We start from the raw sequence: 23,658 nt of genomic DNA on the forward strand, positions 1-23,658 counted from the left end.
CCGGCGGCGTTCCTGGCTCACGGTCACTACTTCGATTGTTTGCTTGTTCCTAGTCATATGCACAGTCCTATTCCTATCCGTAAGAATAACGCATAGGCTGTGTCCGGTGATTCAAGGGGCTATCTCAGTTGTACATAGCCCATCTGATTTTGGCCTTGTATGAACGAATAAAGCCTATGGACCCGGGTGGAAGAAAAGCTTTCGTTTTTCGATCTATACATGGCCACGGGCTATTGAATTCGAAAAGTTACTTTGATGCTCTCGCCAACGACATGAGCGATGCTCTTAGCACTCGCATAAAATGTCCAACCTGTAATACGCCCTTAAAGTCTACTCGACATAATACTGCGCGGTTACTGCTGAGTGAGTCATTTCGATGCACTCACTGCCGGCGAGTCCAGCCGTTCCCCTTTTCTTGGATACTTTAATTGCGTCAGCCTGTCCGGCTTCACGATACGTTCTTCAGCGCGAAGATGGGTATAACATATGGCTCACTGGTGTGAATATTTGGCGCCGTCCGCTTCCTGGCTTCTATCTTAACTTGCCACCGCGAACACAGATGCCCGTTAAGCCACGTGCGCTGATGGGCCTTCTGATTCAGCAACGTAAGCATCTGGCTGGGGAAGCGCAATAAGCTTGCCATGCCGTAGAGCAGACGACACGATGTAACGCTTGAACAGGCATGTTAAATGCAGCCCACTGGGTACGATGACATGCTCAGTGACTTAAATCTTGTTCGCGCACTATTCCTTGTTGCAGCACACGCGCGGCAACCGCGTCTGATACGCCCGACTCCTGCAAAAATGCAAAAGCTATCTCTGTGCCTGCCTCGCGTTGTATGACAAGTGCGGCCCGGACCAAAGTCGAAGTATCGTGCCGACGGATCCAACCTTCCGGCAGCTCTGACTGCGAGCTTCGGCGGTCTGCGTCATAAGTTTGCATTTTGCGCTCCCAACGATAGGTGGCATTGCTGCAACGGTTGATAAAAATCTGGATTCATCCCAAATCTAGCGTAGATCAAACTTCGACTTAACGCTAGTGCCGCAAACCTTTGCAGCCTCTGGCACTCTCAATATTATCTGAACTTAATCGCAGCATGGCAATCGGTGGCACCAAGCAGGAATCAGCGGCTTCGCACAGGAATTAGTGGCACCAAGAGAGAATCAGCGGCTTTGCACAGGAATCAGTGGCACAGCTAGAAATTGGCTCGGCGCTCAAAATTGTGTGGCCGCTTTGCAGCAGGAATTAGTGGCCGGAATGAAGTAGGAATCGTTGGCCGCTTTGGCGAGAATACGCACCCAACCCTGGGAGTCTGATCAATAGCCGGCTATGGGATACTCGTCATGCGTAAGAACATGGGAGACGGATCAGGGCTCTTGTCGCCTTCCAATAGACTGAAGCCCAGCCCTGTATAGAACTTAACTGCTCCAGCGTCAGCATCGAGATACATCCCGAATGATCCTACGGCCTGGGCAGCCAGCTTCGTTGCCAGGAATGCCTCCTTCATAAGCTGCTTACCCAAATCTCGTCCTTGGTACTGGCTGTCAACGCCGAGCATGATAAGTCGAGTACACGGAATTTGCTTGGGTAGCGAGCCAAGAGAGAGTGCAGAAAGCGCAGACAGACTGATCGAGTGTTGCCCAATGGTGAAAAATCCAACAAATTGCCCTGCTTTGGATTGATCTGTAAGCACATAGGCCACACAGACACCTTTTTTCACTTGTGATTTTAGTGAATCATGTACGAACTTATTGATAATCGCATGGCCACAATCGAACTTTTTTTGACCGGGATAGGTGACGTTCGAATCATATTTAGCAAAAAGGATTGTCATGCCTTCTTCAAATCAGGCAAGGACATCAACTCACGCATCGCGTTCGTAGGCTTGCTAGGTGCCGATTGCAGCAATCGGCCAAGCGCCTCCTGACCGTCTCTGCTGAGCATGATGGCACTATGTTCCGCCACAACTTTACGTGCCTTTTCCACAGCAGTATTCAAAATGAAAGCAGTTAAATCTGTGCCATCTAGTGCCGCTGCAAGGCTTAGCAACTCCTTTGCAGCATCCGTGGTCTTTAGTTCCATTCGAGCGCGCTTAAGCGGTGCGTTTACCGAAAAGGTCTCAGTAGCGCCTAGTTGAGCATACGCACTCTTCAAAGTAGCTGTAGTCATTTGATTGCCCTCCATGGCAGTTGATTGCGAGTCAGTACGGCTATTGGCCGGATGCACGCTGACGGCCATAATACGGCTAACAACCGTACAAGTCAACTGCATTGAGACTTCGTACATCCCTCAGTACGACCACATGAACACAAGCCAAGGGACTTGCTAAGACGCAAATTTCTTGCAAGTCTGGCAGTTAACCTGCAGGGAGCATATTGCGGCGCCTAGCCCCACTACGACGCCGGGAAGTAGTCACGAATGTCATGCCCTCGACCTGCTCCGTTAAGCTGCCCCAACAACTGTCCGAGAGCCCGCAGCATACCGTTATCTGTTCAAAAGAGGCCAGAAATACCATGATCGGAAAGCGCATCAAATTTTCATGTAAAGCCTTGAATTTAAAGCATTTACACAAAACCGATACCATGACAGCTCGCAACACCATCGCATGGTATCGACTGCCGATCATGGCACCTTTGCGAGCTCATACCATTAAGAATGCCATGAAAAAACATTGCTTAACCGTGCTAATCGTTGCCAGACAGTGCCAGACGAAATAACAAAAAAGCCCGTGAAATCACGGGCTTAGGTGTAGCTTACTGCCAATCTGTGCCAGCAGTTGCCAGACATCAAATCATTCCCACTCGATGGTCGCTGGCGGCTTGCCGCTGATGTCGTAGACCACCCGGTTGATGCCGCGCACCTCGTTAATGATGCGGTTCGAAACCGTACCCAGCAGCGAGTGCGGCAAGTGCGCCCAGTGTGCCGTCATGAAGTCCTGCGTCTGCACGGCGCGCAGTGCCACCACATATTCGTAGGTACGGCCGTCGCCCATCACGCCCACCGATTTCACTGGCAGGAACACGGCAAACGCCTGGCTGGTCGCTTCATACCAGTTGGCCGGTACGCTGTCCTGATCGAAGCCCGGCACCACCACCGCTTCATACGGCGTGTTGCGCAGTTCTTCGATGAAGATGGCATCGGCCTGACGCAGCAGGTCGGCATATTCCTTCTTCACTTCGCCCAGAATCCGCACGCCGAGGCCAGGGCCAGGGAAGGGATGACGGTACACCATATCATGCGGCAGACCCAGCGCCACGCCCAGCTTGCGCACTTCGTCCTTGAACAGCTCGCGCAGCGGTTCCAGCAGCTGCAGCTTCATGTGCTCCGGCAGGCCGCCCACGTTGTGGTGGCTCTTGATGGTCTGGCCTTTCTTGCCTTTGCCGGCCGACTCGATCACGTCCGGATAGATAGTGCCCTGTGCCAGCCATTTGGCGCTGGTCAGTTTGCCCGATTCGGCATTGAACACTTCGACGAACTCGCGGCCGATAATCTTGCGCTTCTGCTCGGGGTCGCTCACGCCAGCCAGATGACCCATGAACTGGTCTTCTGCATCGACGCGGATCACTTTCACGCCCAGGTTTTTGGAGAACATATCCATCACCATCTTGCCTTCGTCGAGGCGCAGCAGGCCGTGATCGACAAACACGCAGGTCAGCTGATCGCCAATGGCGCGATGGATCAGCGCGGCAGCAACGGAGGAATCCACCCCGCCCGACAGGCCCAGTATCACTTCATCCTTGCCCACCTGCGCGCGGATTTTTTCGACCGCTTCGCTGATGTAGTCAGGCATATTCCAGTCCGACTTGCAGCCGCAGATCTCGTGCACAAAGCGGCCCAGCATGGCCTTGCCCTGCACCGTGTGAGTGACTTCAGGGTGCCACTGCACGCCGTAGAAACGTTTCTCCTCATTAGCCATGGCGGCGATCGGGCAGCTCGGGGTATTTCCCATCAACACGAAGCCCGGTGGCATTTCCAGCACTTTGTCGCCGTGGCTCATCCACACTTTCAGCATGCCGTGACCTTCGTCGGTGACGAAGTCGTTGATGCCGTCCAGCAGTTTGGTATGGCTGCGTGCGCGCACTTCAGCGTAGCCGAATTCGCGTACCTTGCCGTTTTCCACTTTGCCGCCCAGCTGGGCCGCCATGGTCTGCATGCCGTAGCAGATACCCAGTACTGGCACGCCCAGTTCGAACACGGCGTCCGGTGCGCGTGGCGCATCGCCTTCCAGCGTGGAGCTGTGGCTGCCCGACAGAATCACACCGGCGGCGCCATAGTTGCGCACGAATTCGTCGCTAACGTCGTAGGGGTAGACTTCCGAGAACACGCCGGCATCGCGCACGCGGCGTGCGATCAGCTGGGTTACCTGGGAGCCGAAATCGAGAATAAGGATTTTAGAGTGCATGGAGATGTGCAGAAGAGGTCAACGAGAAAAACGCCGGCCACATGGCCGGCGTTAGCAGGAGGCTTAGTCGCCCGAACGGTAGTTCGGCGCTTCCTTGGTGATTTGTACATCGTGTACGTGCGATTCGCGCATGCCGGCCGAGGTGATCTCGACGAATTCGGCCTTGTTCCGCAGTTCTTCGATGGTAGCGCAACCGCAGTAGCCCATGGACTGGCGCACGCCGCCCACCAGCTGGAAGATGATGGCCAGCACGCTGCCCTTGTAGGCAACACGGCCTTCGATACCTTCCGGCACGAACTTGTCGGCCTTCATGGTGGCGTCCTGGAAATAGCGGTCAGCCGAACCATCCGACATCGCGCCCAGCGAACCCATGCCGCGGTAGGACTTGTACGAACGGCCCTGATACAGGATCACTTCGCCCGGTGCCTCTTCGGTACCGGCGAACATCGAACCCATCATCACGGTGGATGCGCCAGCAGCCAGCGCTTTCGAGATATCGCCCGAGAAGCGGATGCCGCCGTCAGCGATGCAAGGTACGCCCGTGCCTTCCAGCGCTTCGGCCACATTGGAGATGGCGGTAATCTGCGGCACACCGACACCGGCAACGATACGGGTGGTGCAGATCGAGCCGGGGCCGATACCCACTTTGACTGCATCGGCGCCATGTTCCACCAGCGCTTTGGCGGCAGCAGCGGTAGCGATATTGCCGCCGATAACGTCCACTTGCGGGAACTTGGTCTTAATCCATTTCACGCGGTCCAGTATGCCTTGCGAGTGACCGTGGGCGGTATCGACCACCAGCACGTCGACGCCAGCGGCCACCAGCAGTTCGATACGCTCTTCGTCCTTGGCGCCTACGCCTACGGCAGCACCGACCAGCAGCTTGCCTTGCGAGTCTTTCGACGCCATCGGGTGCGAGGTCGATTTCTGGATGTCCTTCACGGTGATCAGACCGCGCAGTTCGAAGGCATCGTTCACTACCAGCACGCGTTCCAGACGGTGCTTGTTCATCAGGCGCTTGGCTTCGTCGCGGTCAGCGCCTTCGGCGCCTTCCTTCACGTACACCAGCTTGTCGCGCGGAGTCATCTTGGCGCGTACTTCGGCATCCAGTTCGCGTTCGAAGCGCAGGTCACGGTTGGTAATGATACCCACCACTTCCTTGCCTTCCACGACAGGGAAACCGGAAATGCCATACTGCTCGGTCAGCTGAATGACGTCACGGATTTTCATCGTCGGCGGAATCGTGATCGGGTCACGCAGCACGCCAGCCTCAAACCGCTTAACACGAGCCACTTCACGCGCCTGATCTTTCGGATTCAGGTTTTTGTGGATGATACCGATGCCGCCTTCCTGTGCCATGGCAATGGCCAGACGGGCTTCGGTCACGGTATCCATCGCAGCCGACAGCAGCGGGATATTCAGCGTGATATTGCGGGTCAGACGGGTTTTGAGAGACGTATCGGCAGGCAGAACATTCGAATACGCGGGGACGAGCAGCACGTCATCGAACGTGAGTGCTTTTTGGAGTAGACGCATAGCATTTCCTATAGGCGCAAAAGCAGATTATACAGAGAATCGTGAATTCTGTCTGCAACTTCAGCGCACCCTGCCCTAATCACGCTATCATTAGCTTTCTTCAACGATTAAGTTCAGTCCTATGTGCGTGAATTTCCGCCCACCCGATCCTGCCCGCATAGTCCTGCACAACGAACAGGGCCAGCGCGCGGGCTTGGTCGCCAGCAACTGCATGATGCCGACAATGGCTTTTTCTACTGAAACAGCCATGAACCTGATGCTTGCCCATCGCTCCCGCCGCCGCACCGCCAGCACCATTCTGGCAGCACTGAGCATGCTGCTGTTTGTCAGCGCTGCCCACGCCCAGTACCTGTGGATAGACGAAAAAGGCGTCAAACAGCTGTCGGACCGCCCGCCGCCGCCCAGCGTGCCGGACAAACGCATTCTCAAAGCACCGGGCAAGGCCAGTTTCAATCCGGATGCAGCGCCAATGGAAGAGCCCGCCGCGCCCGCGCGCAGTGGCCCCACACTGGCAGAGCGCAACGCCGACTATAACCGGCGCCAGAGCGAGGCCGCACAGGCGGCAGGCAAGGCCGCCGACGAGGCCCGCCAGCGGGCAGAAACGGCAGCCAATTGCGATATTACCAAGAAGAATCAGCAAGCCATCAGCGACGGCATCCGCATCGCCAACTACGACAAAAACGGCGAACGCTACTTCCTGAGCGACGCTGAAAAGGCCGAACAGGAAAAAAACAACCGGAAAGTGTTGGCCGGTTGCAAATAGCCCCTGTTGCAAATGGGGCAAGCTGCCGTATCATGTTGCGATCCATTTTCTTTGCAACCTGACATGCTCAAGCCTACCGTAAACAAGGGCCGCGCCAGCGGACGCATTACCTTGGCCATGGTTGCGCGGCACGCCGGGGTTGCCACCATGACGGCATCCCGGGCACTGACCCAGCCCGGCCTGGTTTCCCAGCCCTTGCGCGACCGCGTCCTGAAATCCGTCGCCGAACTGGGCTACGTGCCCAACCGTGCCGCCCGCGCCCTCGCCTCGTCCCAGTCCAAAGTCATCGCCGTGCTGGTGCCATCGCTGGCCAATGCCGTCTTCACCGAAGTACTGGCCGGGATAGAGGACGCGCTGGAAGGGGATGATTACCAGATCCTGATCGGCAATACCCGCTATTCCGAACGCGAAGAAGAAAAGCTCATCACCACCTATCTGCAATCGGCACCGGACGGCATGCTGCTGACCGGACTGAGCCCCTGCCCGCGCGTACAGCAGCTGCTGGCAGGCAGCCCCATGCCGCTGGTCTCCATGATGGATCTGGCTGGCGCAGACGAACAGCCCTCGGTCGGTTTCTCCCAGTTTGCGGCAGGCCAGACCATGACGCGCTACCTGATCAGCCGTGGCTACCGCCGCATCGGCTTCATGGGCGCCCAGCTGGACGAACGCACCTTGCGCCGCGCCGACGGCTACCGCCAGGCCATGCAGGAGGCCAGGCTGGCCGCAGCGGAACTGGAAGTGATGGTGGCGCAGCCTTCCACCATCGCGCTCGGTGCCGCCCTGCTGGACCGCATGCTGGAACAGGCCAGCGGCTGCGACGCCATCTTCTGCTGCAACGACGATCTGGCCCAGGGTGCCGTGTTCCAGGCCCAGCGCCGCAACTTGCACATCCCCGGCCAGCTGGCCATTTGCGGCTTTAACGATCTGCCCGCCTCGGCATGGATGAACCCCACGCTAACCACCATCAGCACGCCGCGCTACCGCATCGGTTTCGAAGCAGCTACCCTGCTGCGCTCGCTGATCAAAGGTGAAACACCGGCGGCGCGCCACATCGACCTCGGCTTTACGCTAATGGCACGCGAGAGCGCATGACACAGACTAGCGCCACCAGCTGGGTAGTCATGGGCGTTAGCGGCAGCGGAAAATCCTCTGTGGGCCAGCAGCTGGCACAGGCCCTGCGGTGCCCCTTCATCGAAGGTGACGCTTTTCACGCGCCGGAAAATATCGCCCGCATGAGCGCCGGCATCGCCCTCAGCGATGCCGACCGGGCCGGCTGGCTGAGCGCACTGGGCGAGGAGATCCGCCGTGCGCGCCGGCAGCACGGCGGCTACGTGCTGTCCTGCTCCGCATTGAAGCGCCAATACCGCGACAGCCTGCGTCAGGCTGATCCGGCACTGCGCTTTGCCCACCTGCACGGCGAAGCCGCCCTGCTGGCCCAGCGCATGGCCGGACGCAACGCCCACTTCATGCCGCCCAGCTTATTGCTTAGTCAGCTGGCGACACTGCAGCCGCTGGAAGCCGATGAAGCAGGCATCGTTCTCGACATCCGCAACAGTACCGAACAGCTGGTACACCGCATCTTGACGCAATCCGGCGCCGCTGTGCGCTGATGGCCACTACACTGGCACTATCACCGCTAAGCGGGAGAGTGCCATGAACCTGTCCAAGCAGGAGCAACTACAGCGCGCACTGCAGGACGCCGGCAGCGCCGTGGTACGGCCGCCCCTAACGCTGGCAGCCGTCAGCATGCCGCTGAGCGCCGCCCAGATCGCCGACAGCAATCTCAACATCGTACGCAACAAGGATACCGGCTGTATCCAGTTCATCTTCCCTGCGCACCGTGCACCACAGCTGGACAGTGCTCCTGCTGTGGCCATGGACTGGCTGGTACATGCCGCCTTACGTGTGCGCGATGAGATCACGCAGACCATGATAGAAACCATCGAGCCACATGCAAAACCCGAGCGCCTGCTGAAACTGGGGGCGGACTGGCAGACGCCGGCCAGTCCCCAGCATCTGGCAGCGGCTAAAGGCCGCCGCGTGCTGCTGCTAATCCACGGCATCTGCAGTAGTTGCGAAGGGGCGTTCAACGAACTCGAACGTGATGGCACGCTAGCCCAGCTGATCCAGCATTATCAGGGACAGGTGTATGGCTATGACCACTGGACCATCGCCAAGACGCCGCAGCAGAATGCGCTCGATCTGCTGCAATTGCTGCCCGCCGATGGACAATGGCAGCTGGACCTGCTGTGCCACAGCCGCGGCGGCGTGGTAGTGCGCAGTCTGCTGGCCGACAGCACGCAGGACAGCACGCTCGCTGCCATCCGCACTGCCCGCACGGGCCGGATTGCCGGCATCGGCAATGCCATCTTCGTCGCTGCAGCCAATCAGGGCACGCCGCTGGCCCAGCCGGCGGATATACAGAGTTTTCTGAATATCGCCGCCATGCTGGCCACCATCAGCGGCGCTCTGGGCTTGGATCTGGTCATCGCGCTGGCCAGGCTGGTGCTGAATCAGGGCCTGCAGCAGCCCAGCATTGCGGCACTGTCCAGCCAGTCGCCGTGGCTGGCAACATTGGCGGCCAGCCCCAGCCTGCTGGCCGCTGCCCGCGTCTACTACGCCCGCGCCGACTTTAACTACGGTGGCTCAGCGCTGGAACAGACGGGCGCGCTGATCAACCACATGCTGATTTCCGCCGACAATGATGTCATCGTGCCCTACGACAGCGTGCTGCTGCCGGGCGACCAGCCTGCACCTGACCGCTTGCTGGAATTCGGCACGCCGCAACAACGTCAGAGCGAAGTCTGGCACACCGAGTTTTTCCGTCAGCCTGCCATGCGCCGGTTTATTTTGCAGGCAGTTCTATCGTCAGGGTAGTGCCGTCGATTTCCGACGTGATCATGCTGATGCTGCCGCCATGGGCTTGCGTGATCAGGCGGGCCGAGTATGTACCCAGCCCGCTGCCGTTTTCCTTGCCCGAAGTCGCATATTTTTCGAAGAATCGCTCGCGCATCACTTCCGGCACGGCGGCCCGATTATGGATGCGTATCTGGCCATCCGGCGCCAGCGTGATACGTACGGTATCACCCGCCGTACTGGCCTCGGTCGCATTGCGTACCAGATTGTGCAGCATCGAATACAGCAGCAACTGGTTACCGGCCACGCTGCGCGGCGCCCCCAGCTCCAGCACGATATCGATGTGGCGTCCCGCGCAGATGCCGCGGCTTTCATCGGCCACCCGCTGTAGCAGTGCCGCCAGATCGACTGGCAGCGGCTCCGGCTGATAGTCGCCCGCTTCCATGCGCAGTAACAGAGCCGACAGCTTGAGCATGTCCAGCATATCGCTGGCAGTACGCTCTATCGCTACCAGCTGCCGATTCTGCTCTTCGTTTAACTGCCCTGCCAGCAGCATGGCGCTGCTCATGCCGATGATGGCCGCCAGCGGATTGTGCAGATCATGGCGGGTAATCCGCTCCACCTCTTCGCGCAGGCGGGCATTTTCCAGCGCCAGATCGAACTGGGCGCGCAGCGCTTCACGATCGCGCGCCGTGCGTAAGGCCGTAGCCACGCGGGCTTTCAGTATCATCGGCTCGATAGGTTTGCTGACGTAGTCGACCGCACCCAGCGCCAGTCCTTCCACGGTACGGCTGGCATCGCTCACGGCGGTGAGGAAAATCACGGGGATATGGGCGGTGGCAGGATCAGCTTTCAGGCGGCGGCAGACTTCGAAACCATCCATCTCCGGCATCATCAGATCGAGCAGCACCAGATCGGGCGCGCTCGTCGCGCATAGTTGCAGCGCCTTGTCGCCCCGCGCAGCCAGCTTGACCTGATAATCGTCGCGCAGCAGGCCGCCCACCAGCGTCAGATTGGCCGGCGTGTCGTCCACCACCAGCACGGTCTGGCGCTGGAGCGGCGCTGCGACCGGCGCCGCCTGTGCCGGCATGGCCAGTCGCTGGCCACCTAGTGCGGCATGGATGCGCTTTTCCAGCTCCTCGGGGCGAAAGGGCTTGAGCAGAAAATCGCTGACTTTGGCCTCGATGGCCGCCGACACTTTCTCGCGCTGGATTTCGGCCGTCACCAGTATGAAAGGCAGGCGCGCCAGTGCCGGCGTCCTGCGCACCTGTATGAGCAGATCCAGTCCGCTCATGCCGGGCATGGACCAGTCCGAAAGCACCAGCGAGAAACTGCGCGCAGCCAGCAGCTTCAGGGCATCTTCGCCATTGCTGGCGGTATGCACATCGGTCAGCCCCAGCAGCTTGAGCTGGTGCACCACCAGATCGCGCATCACGGCAAAATCATCTACTACCAGTATGGTCGGCTGGCCCAAGGGCGCCTCCTTGTTCGGTCAATGTTACGGGCCGCGCTTATTTGCGCAGCAAAATATTCAAACCGGGCTTCAGATCACTGTCTTCCACATAACCGATGGCGCCGGGAGTGGACTGCACGAAGTTCACCACTTCGGCCCCGCTGGCCAGCTCGCGTGGCGGCGTGCCTTTGCCGATATAGCGCCGTACAGTCCAGTAGGCCGTGTATTTTTCCTCGTCCTGATTCAGATAGGTCTGCAGGAAGTGGGCGCGCACCGTATTCCCGCTGCGCAGATTGACGGCGGCTACCGTCACGCCGGCCACTTCCACCACCTTGCCGCTGTAGATTTTCTGCACCTGCGCATCATCGAGCCGGGGCAGATTACCGTTACCGATCACCACCACGCCGGCAGACGCCAGTGGCAAGGCAAACGCCAGAACCAGCGCGGCTGGCAGACGCCAGCGGGGACTATATTGCTTATGCTTGGCCATCTCAGTACACCACGCTGTAGGAGGCCGACAGCACGTTCAGGCCCTGATGCTGGACTACGGCAGCACCCATACTGTGGTCTATCAGGCTGCTGCTGGTGCCGACATGCACATGCATCCACTCCAGCTTCAATTTACCGTTCGCACCCAGACTGTAGGACGTGCCCAGCGCCAGCGACTTCTGATCGTCGATGCCACCGCGCCCACCTTCCGCTACCCGCGCAGCCTTTTCCGACAGCAGACGCGCCGCCGTCACATAGGGCGTCCATTTGCCCGCCGGGCGCAGCAGCGTCAGATAAGCTCCTTGCGAATTCTTCGGCGTCACCGCATTGGCGGCATGGCGCCAGGCATATTCGCTCACTATCCGCAGGCCGCTGTCGAAATGCAGGTCGGCGCCCAGCAGCGCCACCCGCGTATCGATACCATCGCCGCTGCTGTCGACCGGCACACCGGGCGCGATATCGCTACCGCTAGGCTGCACTCCGCCCGGAGCGCCACCCTGTCCCATGCCATCGACACGGATGCGCGATCGTTGCCAGCCCATCCGCCACACGTCATCGTCGTGGCGATAGGCCAGCACCACGCCGCCGGAACGGGTATGCAGCTCGCCCGGCGAACTGCCGCCCTGCTGGGCACGCGCCGTGAGACTGGTGCGCCCCGCATAGGCTTCCAGTCCCAGTTCGCCTTGCGCCAACGACCAGTTGCGGCTGAATGCCAGCCCCGTGTAATCATTGGTCGGCGCGGTGGAATACACCTCGGTCGGCAGATGCATCACATCGTACGAAGCACCCACCTGCATGTTTTCCGAGAACAGATACATAGGCATGCGCAATTTACCGGCACGCAGCAGGGTGTCGTTACCCAGCCGGTAGGACAGGAAAGCCCATTGCAGACGGGCGTCCCAGCGCTGGTCATTGCTGACCGACGGGGCCACCGTGGCTTGCACCGTGGCACTCCAGCGCGGCGCCAGTTCCGCCACCAGTTGCGCGCCCACCAGACTGTCACGCATGAAGGTGCCGCTACGGTCGACATAGCGCTCGTAAGTGTAGCTGCGGTCGGAAATGGCATAGCCGGCGGTTGCAAAACCGGACCAGCTAAGCTCTGCCGCATGCACGGCTGGCAGACTGCCCATTCCCGGCGCCAGTGCCACTGCCAGCGCCAGCAAAGCCGGACGGCGCATTGTTAAGGGTTGATATGATTTCATCATGGACGGTTTCAGGTAATGGTTTCCGGCAGCAGCGAAAGCGCCGTATCAAAGTCGATGTTGTCGAGCGCGTGGCTGATCTGCTGTACGATCTCCACGGGCAAGGCCGCAGCAAACGCTGCGCGGTGTTCTTCCCACAGAGTGATGCAGTCGCCATCGCAATCGGCTAGCAGTGCGCGCAGCTGCGGCAGACAGTCCGGCAGTGCTGCCCCAGCTGCGCCCGGAGCGCCGCCAATTGCCTGCGGTGTTTGCGGCAGTTGCCCGAGCAAGGTCTGCAAAGGTGCGACTAGCTCCCCCAGCCCGGCTTGCGCAGCAGCGCCATCCTGCGCATGACAGGCATTTTCCAGCGCTGTCGCCAGTTCCGCCACGGCCGACGCACCTATCGTGCCGCTCAGGCCGCGCAGAGTGTGCGCCAGCCGCTCCGCCGCCGGCCACTGCTGATGGCCGAGCAGGGTCTCCATAGTGGCCGGGAGCTCGGCAAACTCCTGCGCGTAACGTTCCAGCATGCCCCGATACAGCGATACCCTGCCGCCGCAGCGGCGCAAGCCGGATACGGTATCAAGTCCCGCGATGAACGGCAGCCCCGCCAGATTCGATGCGCTACCGCTGGCACCATGTGTATTGCCCGATGCAGTCTCCGCGCCGGTGGCAGCGTCCGCACCGGCAGGCTGCAATACGCGATCTGCCGCGGATTCGTCGGCCGGGGTATAGTGGCGCGCCAGTTCTGCATACAGTTCGTCAGGTTCGATCGGCTTGCCGATGTGGCCATTCATGCCCAGCGCCATACACTGCTCGCGCTCCTCGATCAGCGCATGGGCGGTCATGGCAATCAGCGGCAGTCCATCATATTCAGAACGGGCACGCAGACGGCGCGTGGCTTCGTAACCATCCATCACCGGCATCTGCAAGTCCATCAGCACCACATGGTAATGTTCGGGCGTTACGGCTGCCAGTTGGTCTAGCGCAGCCTGTCCATGTTCGGCTACAGTGACCTGCACGCCCCGGCTTTCCATCAGCTCGCAAGCGAGTTGCTGGTTGAGGGGATTGTCTTCCACCAGCAGCACGCGCATACCTTCCAGTCCGGCGCTGTGCAGGCGCTTTGCCTGATGGGCCGCCGCGCCCGCCTGCCCTGTCACACTGGCCAGCAGATCACGCAGCGCCGAAGGCAGTACCGGTTTGGCGAGGAAGTGCCGCGCACCTAGCCGCCCTGCACTGATATGCAGATGCTCGGCATCGTAGGCCGAGACGATGGCGGTGACCGGTGTCTTTCCGCCCAGCGCCGACAGCACGGCATCGCCACCGGCGGGCGGCATCACCCAGTCCAGCAGCAGCAAGTCGTAGGGCTGGCCTTGCTCGTGTGCCGCCTGCACCTGCGCGATGGCAGCCGATGCACTGTCTGCGGTGACGATGCATCCCGCGTCGCTCTCGGCCACACCAAGCGCCGTCAGCAGATGCTGCAGCACCGTACGCGCTTCCGGCTGGTCGTCCACCACCAGCACACGCAATGCGCCCAGATTTGGCGTCACAGGCGCCGCAGAAGTGGCAGGCGGCAAGCCAAACCGGGCGCTGAACACAAAGCTGGAACCCCGTTCCGGCTGGCTTTCCACTGCGATTGCGCCGCCCATCAGCTCCACCAGCCGCTTGGATATGGTCAATCCCAGTCCCGTGCCACCGAAGCGGCGCGTGGTCGAACCATCGGCCTGAGTAAATTCCTGAAACAGATTAGCCACCTGTTCCGGCGTCATGCCTATGCCAGTGTCGCGAATGGCAAAGCGCAGCGTCATCGCTGCATCGCTTTGCTGCTCCACCTCCACCGACAGGCGCACAAAGCCGCGCTGGGTGAACTTGACGGCATTCGACAGCAGATTGGTCAGCACCTGCCCTAGCCGCAAGGCGTCGCCGCGCAGCATGCCCTGCTCGCCCAGCAGCTTGGGATCGGCTACATCGAGCAGCAGTTCCAGCCCCTTGTCGCGCGCCGCCATGCTGAGCAGCGACATGCTATTGGCCAGCACATCTTCCAGCCGGAATGGCGCCTCCTCCAGCCGCAGCTTGCCCGCTTCGACTTTGGAAAAATCCAGAATGTCATTGATGATACCCAGCAGCGACCTGGCCGCCTGATGCACCTTGCTTACATAGTCGCGCTGGCGCGGATTCAGTGCCGTTTCCAGCGCCAGATGGCTCATGCCGATAATGGCATTCATGGGCGTGCGGATCTCGTGGCTCATATTCGCCAGAAACATGGACTTGGCCTGCGTGGCCGATTCCGCCTGTGCCCGCGCTGCTTCCAGCTCGCGCTGTACCGCAGCGCGCGCAGCAATATCGCCCTCGATGGCCTGCGCCATGCCATCGAGCGTGCTCCCCAGTTCCTGCACTTCTTCCACCGCCTGCGGCCCGCTGCGCGCTGCCTCGGCGCCGGCGTAGCGGGTGCTGTAGTCACCACCGCGCAGCTGGCGCGCCGCCCTGCCCAGCCGGGTAATCGGCGCCAGCACCTTGAGCCGCACCACCTGAAATGCCGACAGCACCAGCAGCACCGTCAGCGCCATCGACCCCAGCGAAATGGCGATGCGCTGTTCCAGCCGCTGGGCCGCCATATCCATTTCCGCACTGGTGCGACTATCGGTAATGGCACTGAGCGCATTCACCGCACGCGACAGATCGGCTTTCAGTTCGCTGTACTGTTTGCTGTAGACCAGCTGGCTGGCATAGTCGCGCCGCGGCTCGCCATCATCGACAAAATCACCCTGCACCGGATCGTACAGACCCTGCGTGGCGGCAAACGCGATCTGCTCGATCTTGTTCATGGCGGCTGTGGCAGCGATCACCTGATTAAGCGCCTGAAACTCGGCCGGACCGAAGCCGGCTTTTTTCATCCGCTCGGCCAGCGAAACCTTGACACCTTGTTCCGGCAGATGGTGCGCTATCCGTCCCGCAATGGCATCGTCCCAATAGGTCATGGGATTGTAGTGGGCAGGTGCCGGCTTGCTACCCTCGCGGATGGAGAGTATGTCGTAGTAGTAAAACAGATAACGGGTTTCGCCCGTCAGCGTGTAGGCCCGCACCAGCTGGGCCAGTTGTTCGGTTTCTTGATGTAGGCCATGGGTCAGCGCCAGCGCGTCCTGCCGGTACTGTTGCGAAGAAAGCATGTCATTATGGGCCTGACGGATCTGCATGATCAGCCAGCCGTTGGCTGCCAGCGACAGCAGCACGAGAAAGGAAAACCATGCAGAAATTCTGCGTAATTTCATAGGCAGATCAACATTCTTGGGCGGATCAGGCGATAGCACAAGAATAGAACAGATTGCCTAGAAAACGAACAAAAAGTCACCGCCGCATGTGGATTTACGGCAATAGTGTTGGTTTGTCAGACGCTGGCTTTGCGCCGGCGGCGCGCCTGTTTGGGATCGGCGATCAGGGGGCGATACAGTTCCACCCTATCATGCTCGCGCAGCACCGTGTCCAGCGTCTTCTTTTTGGCATACACACCAACCTGCAAAGCTTGCAGGTCCAGCTGCGGCAGGCGCCGGGCCAGCTCGCTCAGGGCAATCGCCTGGGCAATGGTACTACCGGCAGGCACCTGTAAAGCCTGCAGAAATTGCAACTCGTCGCTGGCGTAGCAGACTTCGATATTCAGCGCATCACTGGCCATACACGGCCTCCGCCCGTTTGCAGAAAGAATCCACCATGCTGTTGGCGATCATGCCGAACACGGGACCCACCAGCTGGGCCAGCAGCGCACTGGAAAACTCGTAGTGCAGATCGAGCTCGATTTTGCAGGCATCCTCGCGCAAGGCCTTGAAACTCCACACACCGTCCAGACATTTGAAAGGGCCATCGACCAGTTTCATGCGGATTTCCGCCGGCTCGATATTGGTATTCGAGGTAGTAAAGCTCTGGCGCACGCCGCGATAATTGATGCCGACGCTAGCCACCACCTGATGATCGTGTTTTTCCTTGATCTCGACCGCCCCGCACCATGGCAGAAATTTGGGGTAATCCTCAATGGCAGCGACCAGATCGAACATCTGCCGGGCGCTGTAACCGAGTAAAACTGACTTGTGCACTACTGCCATACGCTAACCATTTGCTATGATGTTGAATTATTCGCGAAAAAATCCGCGTAGCAGTAGTTTAACCGATACCATCCCATGACCATAGCTGATAACAAAAAAGCCTTTTTTGACTACTTCATCGAAGACCGCTATGAAGCGGGCATCGTGCTGGAAGGCTGGGAAGTCAAGGCCATCCGCGACGGCCGCGTGCAGATCAAGGAAGCCTATGTCACCATCAAGGGCGACGAGCTATTCCTGTTCGGCGCCCACATCAGCGCCCTGCCCACCGCCTCCACCCACATCCATCCGGAAGCCGTACGCACCCGCAAGCTGCTGCTGCACCGGCAGGAAATGGATAAGCTGATCGGCAAAGTGGTACGCGCCGGTTACACGCTGGTGCCGCTCAATCTGCACTACAAGGGCGGCCGGGTGAAGTGCGAAATCGGTCTGGCCAAAGGCAAGAAAATGCACGACAAGCGCGCCAGCGAGAAAGACCGCGACAACAAGCGCGAAGTGGCGGCCGCCATGAAAACCCACCGCCGTTAAGCCTGACGCCCGGTTCCCCTCTTATTTCTACACCGCGCCGGCTACAGCAGGCGCGGCAGCACATCGGCCGCCGAGGCGGCCAGTTTCAGGCTGATCAGATCATCGGCGCGGGTCTTGCCCAGATTGATGGCCGCAATCGGCTTGCCGGCCGCAGCCGCCAGCTTGCAGAAGCGGAAGCCGGAAAACACCATCAGCGACGAACCCACCACCAGCAACGCATCGGCCTGCTCGGCCAACGCCAGCGCCGCCGCCGTGCGCTCGGGCGGGATATTATCGCCAAAGAAAATCACATCGGGCTGCAGCGTCCCGCCGCAATGACGGCACAGCGGCATGTGGAAGCGCTGCATGGCGGCCAGCTCCACCTCGGCATCCCCATCAGGGCGCACCTCCGGCACCACACTATCCGCATCGGCGCTGGTCGCATTGGCGGCCAGTTCCGGATTATGGGCCAGCAGCCATTGCTGGATTTCGGCACGGGGATGGATGGCGCGGCACTGCAGGCATAGCACGCCGTGGATGTTGCCATGTAATTCGATCAGCTGGCGCGTACCGGCGCGCTGGTGCAGGCCATCCACGTTCTGGGTAATGATGGCGCCTATCCTACCCGCGGCTTCCAGCCTGGCCAGAGCATAGTGGGCGGCATTCGGCGTCGCCTGTGCCAATGTGGGCCAGCCCACCATGCTGCGCGACCAGTAGCGCCGCTGCACGGCTTCGTCTTTACGGAAGTCCGGCCCCTGTATCGGCGCACGGCCACGCCGCACGCCATCCTGATCGCGGTAATCGGGAATGCCGGACGCCGTGCTCAGGCCTGCCCCCGTCAGCACCAGCACATTGCGGTGCCGGTCAAGAAAATCTGCCAGCTGCGCCAGCTGGTCTACATCGACTGCCTGCATACTGATTCAGGCCTGCAGACGGCCGCGCAGATCGGCCACGCTGGCGCTCCACTCGGCGTAGTGCTCGCTGTCCTCCCACAGTTCGCGCAATTCCGAGCCAGGTGCCAGCACCTTATCGAGCACCTGCAAGGCTTTTTGCGCCAGATCGGTGCGTACCCGCGCCTTGGCTTTGCGCGCCGCCACCCACTCGTCCACGGCACGGCTATCGTCCGTCTGCGGCCCGCCCTTGCCCTGCAGGCGCGCCAGCACTTCGACGGCCACCAGCGCTTCCGCCGCAAACGGCGCTGCCAGCTCGCCGCTGCCTGCCTGCAGCACCACATCCAGCGTACTTTCCACCGCCTCCAGATTGCTCACCTGTGCCAGATCTTCTGCCCAGTCCTGCGCATAATCATTGCCAAAAGCGTCTACCGCCCATGTACCCATTGCGACTCTCCAAACTGCTGGCAACTACGGGACCATACCCGCTGCCATGCTGTACCAGCCAGAATCTTAGCAGACCTGGCAGGAGCCGGAAGGCGCCGCATTAGAACAGTTCTATCGTCGGCAGCGCTTCGCCAGTCTTTTCCTGTGCAGCATCGCGCTTGACGATCTCGCCCAGTTCATCGACTAGCTGGTCCAGCGCGCCGGCCACCACCGGCGCCAGCTCGACGCCCGCCACGATGCGCTGGCCGGCACGGCGGATGGCACTCACCATGGCCGCCTCCTGTGCCGAGCTCAGATCGAAGTCCTGCGACATGTCGTTGAGCTGCTCGACCAGCGATTCCACATTCTGGCCGCTGCGTTCGCGCGCTTCCAGCAGGCGCTGGTGGTATTCGCGGCGGGTCTGGTCCAGCATGGCCAGAATGTGCTCCAGCTCAGCGATGCCGCTAGCATTGTCCAGCATGGTGCGCAGCACCGCCAGCCTGTCGTCAGCCGCAGCGGCTGCAATCGCCAGGTGATCGCGCAGGCGGCCGCACAGGGCGGCATCGGCCAGCGGCATATTGTTCACCAGTATGGTCAGGCGTTCGAAGTTATAGGCCGCCTTGTCGCGGAAGGCGACGATGCGGTCCATCTCGCGCACATGGCGCACCATCGCCACCTCGCTCGCCACGTCCACGCCCGCCGCGCTCACGGTCTGCTCCGTCTCGCCCACGCGCATGTGGATGACCCCCTCCAGCCCGAAGCGGGTCAGCATCTCCAGCAGTGCGCCGGCCACATCCTGATAGCTGCGGCAGCCATTGAGCTGGCGCAGGCATTGCACCAGCAGCGCATATTCATCGAGCACGCGGGCATACTGCACGGCGCTTTCTTTATCGGACATATCACTCATGATTTCACCTCGCGGGATCGGAATTATCGGTCGACAGCGCCGTTCAGGCGCCCGGCAGCACTTGTTTCACCACTTTCAACAGCTCGCCGCCCAGCACCGGCTTGACCAGCCAGCCGGTCGCGCCCAGCTGCTTGGCTTCGGCGCGCTTGGCGATATCGCTTTCGGTCGTCAGCGTCAGGATAGGCGTGAAGCGGAAACCCGGCAGCGCCTTGACTTCGCGGATCAGCTCCAGCCCGCCCATGGTCGCCATATTGATGTCGGTAATAATCAGGTCCGGCTTGGCGCCGCCGCGCAGTGCCGTCATCGCCGTTACGCCGTCGTCGGCGGTCATGACGTGGAAGCCTCCGCTTTCCAGATTGCTCTTGATGCTCATGATCATGGTGGGAGAATCGTCGACGATCATTATGGTCTTGCTCATGATGGAATTCCTTTAGTTTCGGTGGGAGGGACAGTTTCGGCGCTGACCGGCGTGGCCGGTAGCCAGCTGCGCAAAGCCGGCGCGGCCGGCCAGGCGGTGATACGCGCTCCGGCGCAGAACAGCAATTGCAGTACGGCCGGATGGATATGGCTGCAGGCGGCCAGATCGACCGGCCCGTTGTGCTGCTGCAGCCAGTCCAGCAGAGGTTCGGCTTCGTCGATGCTGACATGCCCGCTCAGGTTGGCGGCATCGGCGTGTAAATCGTGCGGCATCAGAAGATCTCCTTGGGGTTAAGCACCATCAGGACCGAGCCGTCGCCCATCAGCGCAGAGCCGCTGTAGAGCGCCAGTCCGCCCAGCATGCCGGCCAGCGGCTTGAGGATGATGCTGACCGCCTGATGGAACTGGTCGACCAGCAGGCCGACGCGGCTATCGCCCTCGCCCAGCACCAGCACGGCCAGCTCCTGCTCGGCGTTCAGCCTGGGCGGCGCACTCAGGCCCAGCACCTCGTTGAGCGCCAGCAGCGGCAGCACGCAGCCACGCAGCGTTACCACCTGACGCTGCTTGATGCGGCGTACCGATTGCAGCGGCACGCGCACCGTCTCGCGCACGGCATCCATCGGCACGCCGAAGCGCTGGCCATCGGTCTCGATAGTCAGCACCTGGGTGACGGCCATGGACAGGGGCAGACTCAGGCTGATGCAGGTGCCGGCGCCGGCACGGCTCTCCAGCGTCAGCGTGCCCTGCACTTTCTGCACGGCGTTGCGCACCACATCCATGCCGACGCCGCGGCCGGAAATGTCCGACACTGCCGCAGCCGTCGAGAAGCCCGGCGCGAACACCAGATTCACGGCTTCCTGATCGCTCAGACGGGCGGCACTGGCCTCGTCTATCAGCCCTTTGGCGCAGGCGCTGCGGCGGATCGCTACGGGATCGATGCCGCGCCCGTCGTCGCGGATGGTGATGCAGACCCGGTCGCCTTCCTGCCGCGCTGCCACGCTCAGCGTGCCGCAAGCAGGCTTGCCGGCCGCAATGCGGCTGGCGGCGTCTTCGAACCCGTGATCGAGACTGTTGCGCAGGATGTGCAGCAGCGGATCCGCCAGCCCTTCGATAATGTTCTTGTCGGCCGCCGTCTCCTGCCCGCTGATCTCCAGCCTGACTTCCTTGCCCAGCCGGCGCGACAGATCGCGCACCAGCCGCGGGAAGCGCTGGAAGATGAACGAGACGGGCATCATCCGCACCTGCATGATGGCGTCCTGCATTTCCTCGGCGATGCGTTTGATCACGCCGTACTGGGCTTCGATTTCGCGCGCCAGCGCCGGAACGGCAAACACCTGCTCGGCCCTTGCCGCCAGATAGGGAATGGCATTCTTGGCCACCACCACTTCGCCTATCAGTTCCATCAGGCGGTCGATCTTGCCCTGCTCCACCCGCAGTACCCGCGCCGCGCCGCCTTCCGTGCCAGCCGCCGCAGACGGACCGTCGGCCTCTGCGGGCGGAGCGGCATCGGCCGGCTGCGGCGCGCCGGGAAACACTTGCGCCAGCCATGCCAGCAAAGGTCCGCTCTGGCCACTCTGTCGGCAACTGGCCAGTGCCGCCGCCAGACTCTCCTGCTGTGCGTCATGCCCGGCCTCGTGCAGGCAGGCTGCCAGCACCTGCTGCACGGCTTCCAGCCGCCCATCCTGCGCCGTCGCCACGCCGGGCAGCGCGAGTATTTCGCGCTGCGCCGCCAGCATGGCTGCCAGCGCCGGCTGACCGGAAACCCGCGGTGGCGCAGGCAGCAGCCAGTGCTGCCATTGTTCCGGCACATAACGGAAGTGTTCGGCCAGCTCGTCTTCGCCGGCACGACTGATCATGTAAAAGTCCAGATTGCAGCGGAACGGGTCGAGTTCGGCCAGTTCGGGCCATGGCTCGCGCTCCTGCATACTGCCCCACAGCAGCCCGGGCACACCCATGGCGCGATGCAGCGGATCTTCGCCGCTGAAAAAACACTGCGCATCGGGACGGTAGATCACCAGACGCGGGTGCTCGCCACGGCTGGCCGCCGCGCGCGCCGCCAGCCACGCCGCCGCCGGCATGGCCGGCATAGGCGGCGTTGCCGCTGGCGCTGCGGCGCCTGCATCCGGCGTTGCGCCAGCCTCGCACTGGCCCAGCAGGGCGCGCAGCAGGCGCGCCGATTCCAGCGCCTCGGCAGCCAGTGCCGCGTCGGCAGGCTGCTCGCGTTCGGCGCAATCGCACAGCCGCCCCACCAGATCCATCGCTGCCAGCAGGCGGTCGGCCAGTTCGGCGCGATAAGCCATCTGGCCGGCCCGCATGGCCTCCATCACATCTTCCGCCGCATGCAGCAGACGTATCATTTCGGGAAAATCGAACAGCCCGCAATTGCCCTTGAGCGTATGCACCAGCCGGAATAGTCCGGTGATCAGCTGGCCATCCTGCGGCTGGGCTTCCAGTGCGATCAGGGTGCCGTCGATGGCCGTCAGGGCTTCACGCGCCTCGGCCAGAAACTGTTCGAGTAGCGTCATCATTTGGGGCTCGCAAGATTGAGCAGCAGCACCACCGGTGCCACCAGTTGTTCGGGCCGGGTCGGCTTGAGCAGGTAGTAGTTGGCCCCTGCCTCGTAGGCGCGGCGCCGGTCTTCGGCGCGGGCCAGGGTAGAAATCATAATCGCCGGCACCTGCGGCACGGCCAGCTGGCGCAGCTCCTTGAGGAAGCCATAGCCATCCAGCTTGGGCATGCTGATATCGACCAGATACAGGTCATAGGGATGGGCCAGCACTTTCTCCAGCGCCTCCACGCCGTTCACCGCCTCCTCGACCTGGTAGCCGACAGGTTCGAGGATGCCGCGGTAGTACAGGCGCACGGTCGCGGCATCTTCTATGATCAGAATACGCTTCATAATAGGTCAACCGGTTTTTGATAGACTATGGCTTCCGGAAATTTCCGGATCTTGTACAGCGATGAAATCCTGCTCATCGACTCGGAGTGCCCGAGGCAGATAAAGCCGCCCGGATTGAGCACATCGTAAAACGTCTCGGCCGCGGCCTTGCGCGACACATCATCGAAATAGATCAGCAGATTGCGGCAGAACACCACATCGAAATGGCGGTAGGCGCGGGTCTGCCTCGGGTCGGACAGATTCACCCGGGTGAACTCCACCACCGAGCGCAGTTGCTCGGAAATCTGGTAACCCGATTCAGTCTGGCTGAAATGGCGCGCCAGCATGGCTTTCGGCAGGTGCGCCACGGCGCGGCTGCAGAAATGGCCGCGCCGGGCTTGATCGAGGATGGTGGTATCGATGTCGGAGGCGATAATTTCCACATCATGTGTGTCGATCTGCGGCCAGCGCTCGAGCAGATACAGGGCGATCGAATAGGCTTCCTCGCCGGACGAGCAAGGCATCACCCAGATGCGCAGCGGTCGGCCGTCGTGCTTGCGGGCGACGATATCGGGCAGCATGGAATCGACCAGGCACTGGAACTGATATTCTTCGCGGAAGAAATAGGTTTCGTTCACCGTCATCAGATTGGTCAGGGTCTGTAATTCGGCGCCATCGGCATCGAAGCGCAACTGCATAAAATAGCTGCGGAAGCTGCGATGGCCGGTCTGCTGCATGCGCTCGAGCAGGCGCTTGTCGACGAAGTAGCGTTTGCCCTCATCGAACTGGATGCCGGTGCTGCGATAGAAGAACTCGCGGAACAGCTGGAAGTCATCGGCAGAAATGCGCGTATTCGGCATGGGAG

The 23,658-nt window shown here is 61.0% G+C and carries 23 protein-coding genes; 5 read left to right on the forward strand and 18 right to left on the reverse strand.

Annotation, left to right across the window (positions count from 1 at the left end):
- Positions 1 to 1,327: 1,327 nt before the first annotated feature.
- The 4 genes from GTP27_RS07480 to guaB form a co-directional block, all read right to left on the reverse strand.
- Positions 1,328 to 1,834, reverse strand: coding sequence for a GNAT family N-acetyltransferase (locus GTP27_RS07480; protein WP_161038570.1), 507 nt, complete (start codon positions 1,832 to 1,834; stop codon positions 1,328 to 1,330).
- The gene (locus tag GTP27_RS07485) at positions 1,831 to 2,169 is read right to left on the reverse strand and encodes a type II toxin-antitoxin system TacA family antitoxin (protein WP_161038571.1); all 339 of its coding nucleotides are present in this window, start codon (positions 2,167 to 2,169) and stop codon (positions 1,831 to 1,833) included. The genes GTP27_RS07480 and GTP27_RS07485 overlap by 4 nt, the downstream gene beginning before the upstream one ends.
- Positions 2,170 to 2,791: 622 nt before the next feature.
- Positions 2,792 to 4,402: a glutamine-hydrolyzing GMP synthase gene (gene guaA, locus GTP27_RS07490; protein WP_161038572.1), complete on the reverse strand. Its 1,611-nt coding sequence runs from the start codon at positions 4,400 to 4,402 to the stop codon at positions 2,792 to 2,794.
- 63 nt (positions 4,403 to 4,465) lie between these two features.
- A complete protein-coding gene (gene guaB / locus GTP27_RS07495) occupies positions 4,466 to 5,938 on the reverse strand; it encodes an IMP dehydrogenase (RefSeq protein WP_161038573.1) in 1,473 nt (490 codons plus the stop codon).
- Between the two features lie 247 nt (positions 5,939 to 6,185).
- On the opposite strand from guaB, the gene GTP27_RS07500 reads away from it, so the two are divergent.
- From GTP27_RS07500 to GTP27_RS07515, 4 genes are all read left to right on the forward strand, one after another.
- Positions 6,186 to 6,701: a DUF4124 domain-containing protein gene (locus GTP27_RS07500; protein ID WP_229633517.1), complete on the forward strand. Its 516-nt coding sequence runs from the start codon at positions 6,186 to 6,188 to the stop codon at positions 6,699 to 6,701.
- Positions 6,702 to 6,764: 63 nt separating this feature from the next.
- Positions 6,765 to 7,793 carry an HTH-type transcriptional regulator GntR gene (gene gntR / locus GTP27_RS07505; protein ID WP_161038574.1) on the forward strand — a complete coding sequence of 343 codons (1,029 nt, stop codon included), beginning with the start codon at positions 6,765 to 6,767 and terminating at the stop codon, positions 7,791 to 7,793.
- Positions 7,790 to 8,311: a gluconokinase gene (locus tag GTP27_RS07510; RefSeq protein WP_229633518.1), complete on the forward strand. Its 522-nt coding sequence runs from the start codon at positions 7,790 to 7,792 to the stop codon at positions 8,309 to 8,311. Before gntR ends, GTP27_RS07510 begins: the two co-directional genes overlap by 4 nt.
- A 43-nt stretch (positions 8,312 to 8,354) precedes the next feature.
- Positions 8,355 to 9,578 carry an esterase/lipase family protein gene (locus tag GTP27_RS07515; RefSeq protein ID WP_161038575.1) on the forward strand — a complete coding sequence of 408 codons (1,224 nt, stop codon included), beginning with the start codon at positions 8,355 to 8,357 and terminating at the stop codon, positions 9,576 to 9,578.
- Here GTP27_RS07515 and GTP27_RS07520 read toward each other — a convergent pair.
- The 6 genes from GTP27_RS07520 to GTP27_RS07545 form a co-directional block, all read right to left on the reverse strand.
- A complete protein-coding gene (locus GTP27_RS07520; RefSeq protein WP_161038576.1) occupies positions 9,547 to 11,031 on the reverse strand; it encodes a response regulator in 1,485 nt (494 codons plus the stop codon). The genes GTP27_RS07515 and GTP27_RS07520 overlap by 32 nt on opposite strands.
- A gap of 37 nt (positions 11,032 to 11,068) precedes the next feature.
- Entirely contained in the window at positions 11,069 to 11,500 is a 432-nt protein-coding gene (locus GTP27_RS07525; RefSeq protein WP_161038577.1) for a hypothetical protein, read from the reverse strand.
- Between the two features lies 1 nt (position 11,501).
- On the reverse strand, positions 11,502 to 12,704 hold the full coding sequence (locus GTP27_RS07530; protein ID WP_161038578.1) for a hypothetical protein: 1,203 nt from the start codon (positions 12,702 to 12,704) through the stop codon (positions 11,502 to 11,504).
- Positions 12,705 to 12,712: 8 nt separating this feature from the next.
- Positions 12,713 to 15,946 carry a hybrid sensor histidine kinase/response regulator gene (locus GTP27_RS07535; protein ID WP_161038579.1) on the reverse strand — a complete coding sequence of 1,078 codons (3,234 nt, stop codon included), beginning with the start codon at positions 15,944 to 15,946 and terminating at the stop codon, positions 12,713 to 12,715.
- Positions 15,947 to 16,062: 116 nt separating this feature from the next.
- On the reverse strand, positions 16,063 to 16,347 hold the full coding sequence (locus GTP27_RS07540) for an RnfH family protein (protein WP_161038580.1): 285 nt from the start codon (positions 16,345 to 16,347) through the stop codon (positions 16,063 to 16,065).
- Positions 16,337 to 16,771, reverse strand: a complete 435-nt coding sequence (locus tag GTP27_RS07545) for a type II toxin-antitoxin system RatA family toxin (protein WP_161038581.1) — start codon at positions 16,769 to 16,771, stop codon at positions 16,337 to 16,339. Before GTP27_RS07545 ends, GTP27_RS07540 begins: the two co-directional genes overlap by 11 nt.
- 75 nt (positions 16,772 to 16,846) lie before the next feature.
- Here GTP27_RS07545 and smpB point away from each other — a divergent pair, with 75 nt between their 5' ends.
- Positions 16,847 to 17,296, forward strand: coding sequence for an SsrA-binding protein SmpB (gene smpB / locus GTP27_RS07550; protein WP_161038582.1), 450 nt, complete (start codon positions 16,847 to 16,849; stop codon positions 17,294 to 17,296).
- 41 nt (positions 17,297 to 17,337) lie between these two features.
- On the opposite strand, the gene GTP27_RS07555 is transcribed toward smpB, so the two are convergent.
- The 8 genes from GTP27_RS07555 to GTP27_RS07590 all read right to left on the reverse strand — a co-directional run bounded on the left by GTP27_RS07555 (position 17,338) and on the right by GTP27_RS07590 (position 23,653).
- Positions 17,338 to 18,189, reverse strand: coding sequence for an NAD-dependent protein deacetylase (locus tag GTP27_RS07555; protein ID WP_161038583.1), 852 nt, complete (start codon positions 18,187 to 18,189; stop codon positions 17,338 to 17,340).
- A 6-nt stretch (positions 18,190 to 18,195) separates the two neighbouring features.
- Entirely contained in the window at positions 18,196 to 18,612 is a 417-nt protein-coding gene (locus GTP27_RS07560) for a DUF4259 domain-containing protein (RefSeq protein WP_161038584.1), read from the reverse strand.
- 100 nt (positions 18,613 to 18,712) lie between these two features.
- Positions 18,713 to 19,498, reverse strand: a complete 786-nt coding sequence (locus GTP27_RS07565) for a hypothetical protein (RefSeq protein ID WP_161038585.1) — start codon at positions 19,496 to 19,498, stop codon at positions 18,713 to 18,715.
- A 43-nt stretch (positions 19,499 to 19,541) separates the two neighbouring features.
- Entirely contained in the window at positions 19,542 to 19,916 is a 375-nt protein-coding gene (locus GTP27_RS07570; protein WP_161038586.1) for a response regulator, read from the reverse strand.
- Entirely contained in the window at positions 19,913 to 20,188 is a 276-nt protein-coding gene (locus tag GTP27_RS07575; protein WP_161038587.1) for a hypothetical protein, read from the reverse strand. Before GTP27_RS07575 ends, GTP27_RS07570 begins: the two co-directional genes overlap by 4 nt.
- Positions 20,188 to 22,443 (reverse strand): chemotaxis protein CheA, encoded by a 2,256-nt coding sequence (locus GTP27_RS07580; RefSeq protein WP_161038588.1) that lies wholly within the window; start codon positions 22,441 to 22,443, stop codon positions 20,188 to 20,190. The genes GTP27_RS07575 and GTP27_RS07580 overlap by 1 nt, the downstream gene beginning before the upstream one ends.
- Entirely contained in the window at positions 22,440 to 22,814 is a 375-nt protein-coding gene (locus GTP27_RS07585; RefSeq protein WP_161038589.1) for a response regulator, read from the reverse strand. The genes GTP27_RS07580 and GTP27_RS07585 overlap by 4 nt, the downstream gene beginning before the upstream one ends.
- Entirely contained in the window at positions 22,811 to 23,653 is an 843-nt protein-coding gene (locus GTP27_RS07590; RefSeq protein WP_161038590.1) for a CheR family methyltransferase, read from the reverse strand. The genes GTP27_RS07585 and GTP27_RS07590 overlap by 4 nt, the downstream gene beginning before the upstream one ends.
- Positions 23,654 to 23,658 lie beyond the last annotated feature (5 nt).

Origin of the sequence: Duganella qianjiadongensis, assembly GCF_009857915.1 — a bacterium.
In the GTDB taxonomy this organism is placed as follows: Bacteria; Pseudomonadota; Gammaproteobacteria; order Burkholderiales; family Burkholderiaceae_D; genus Rugamonas; species Rugamonas qianjiadongensis.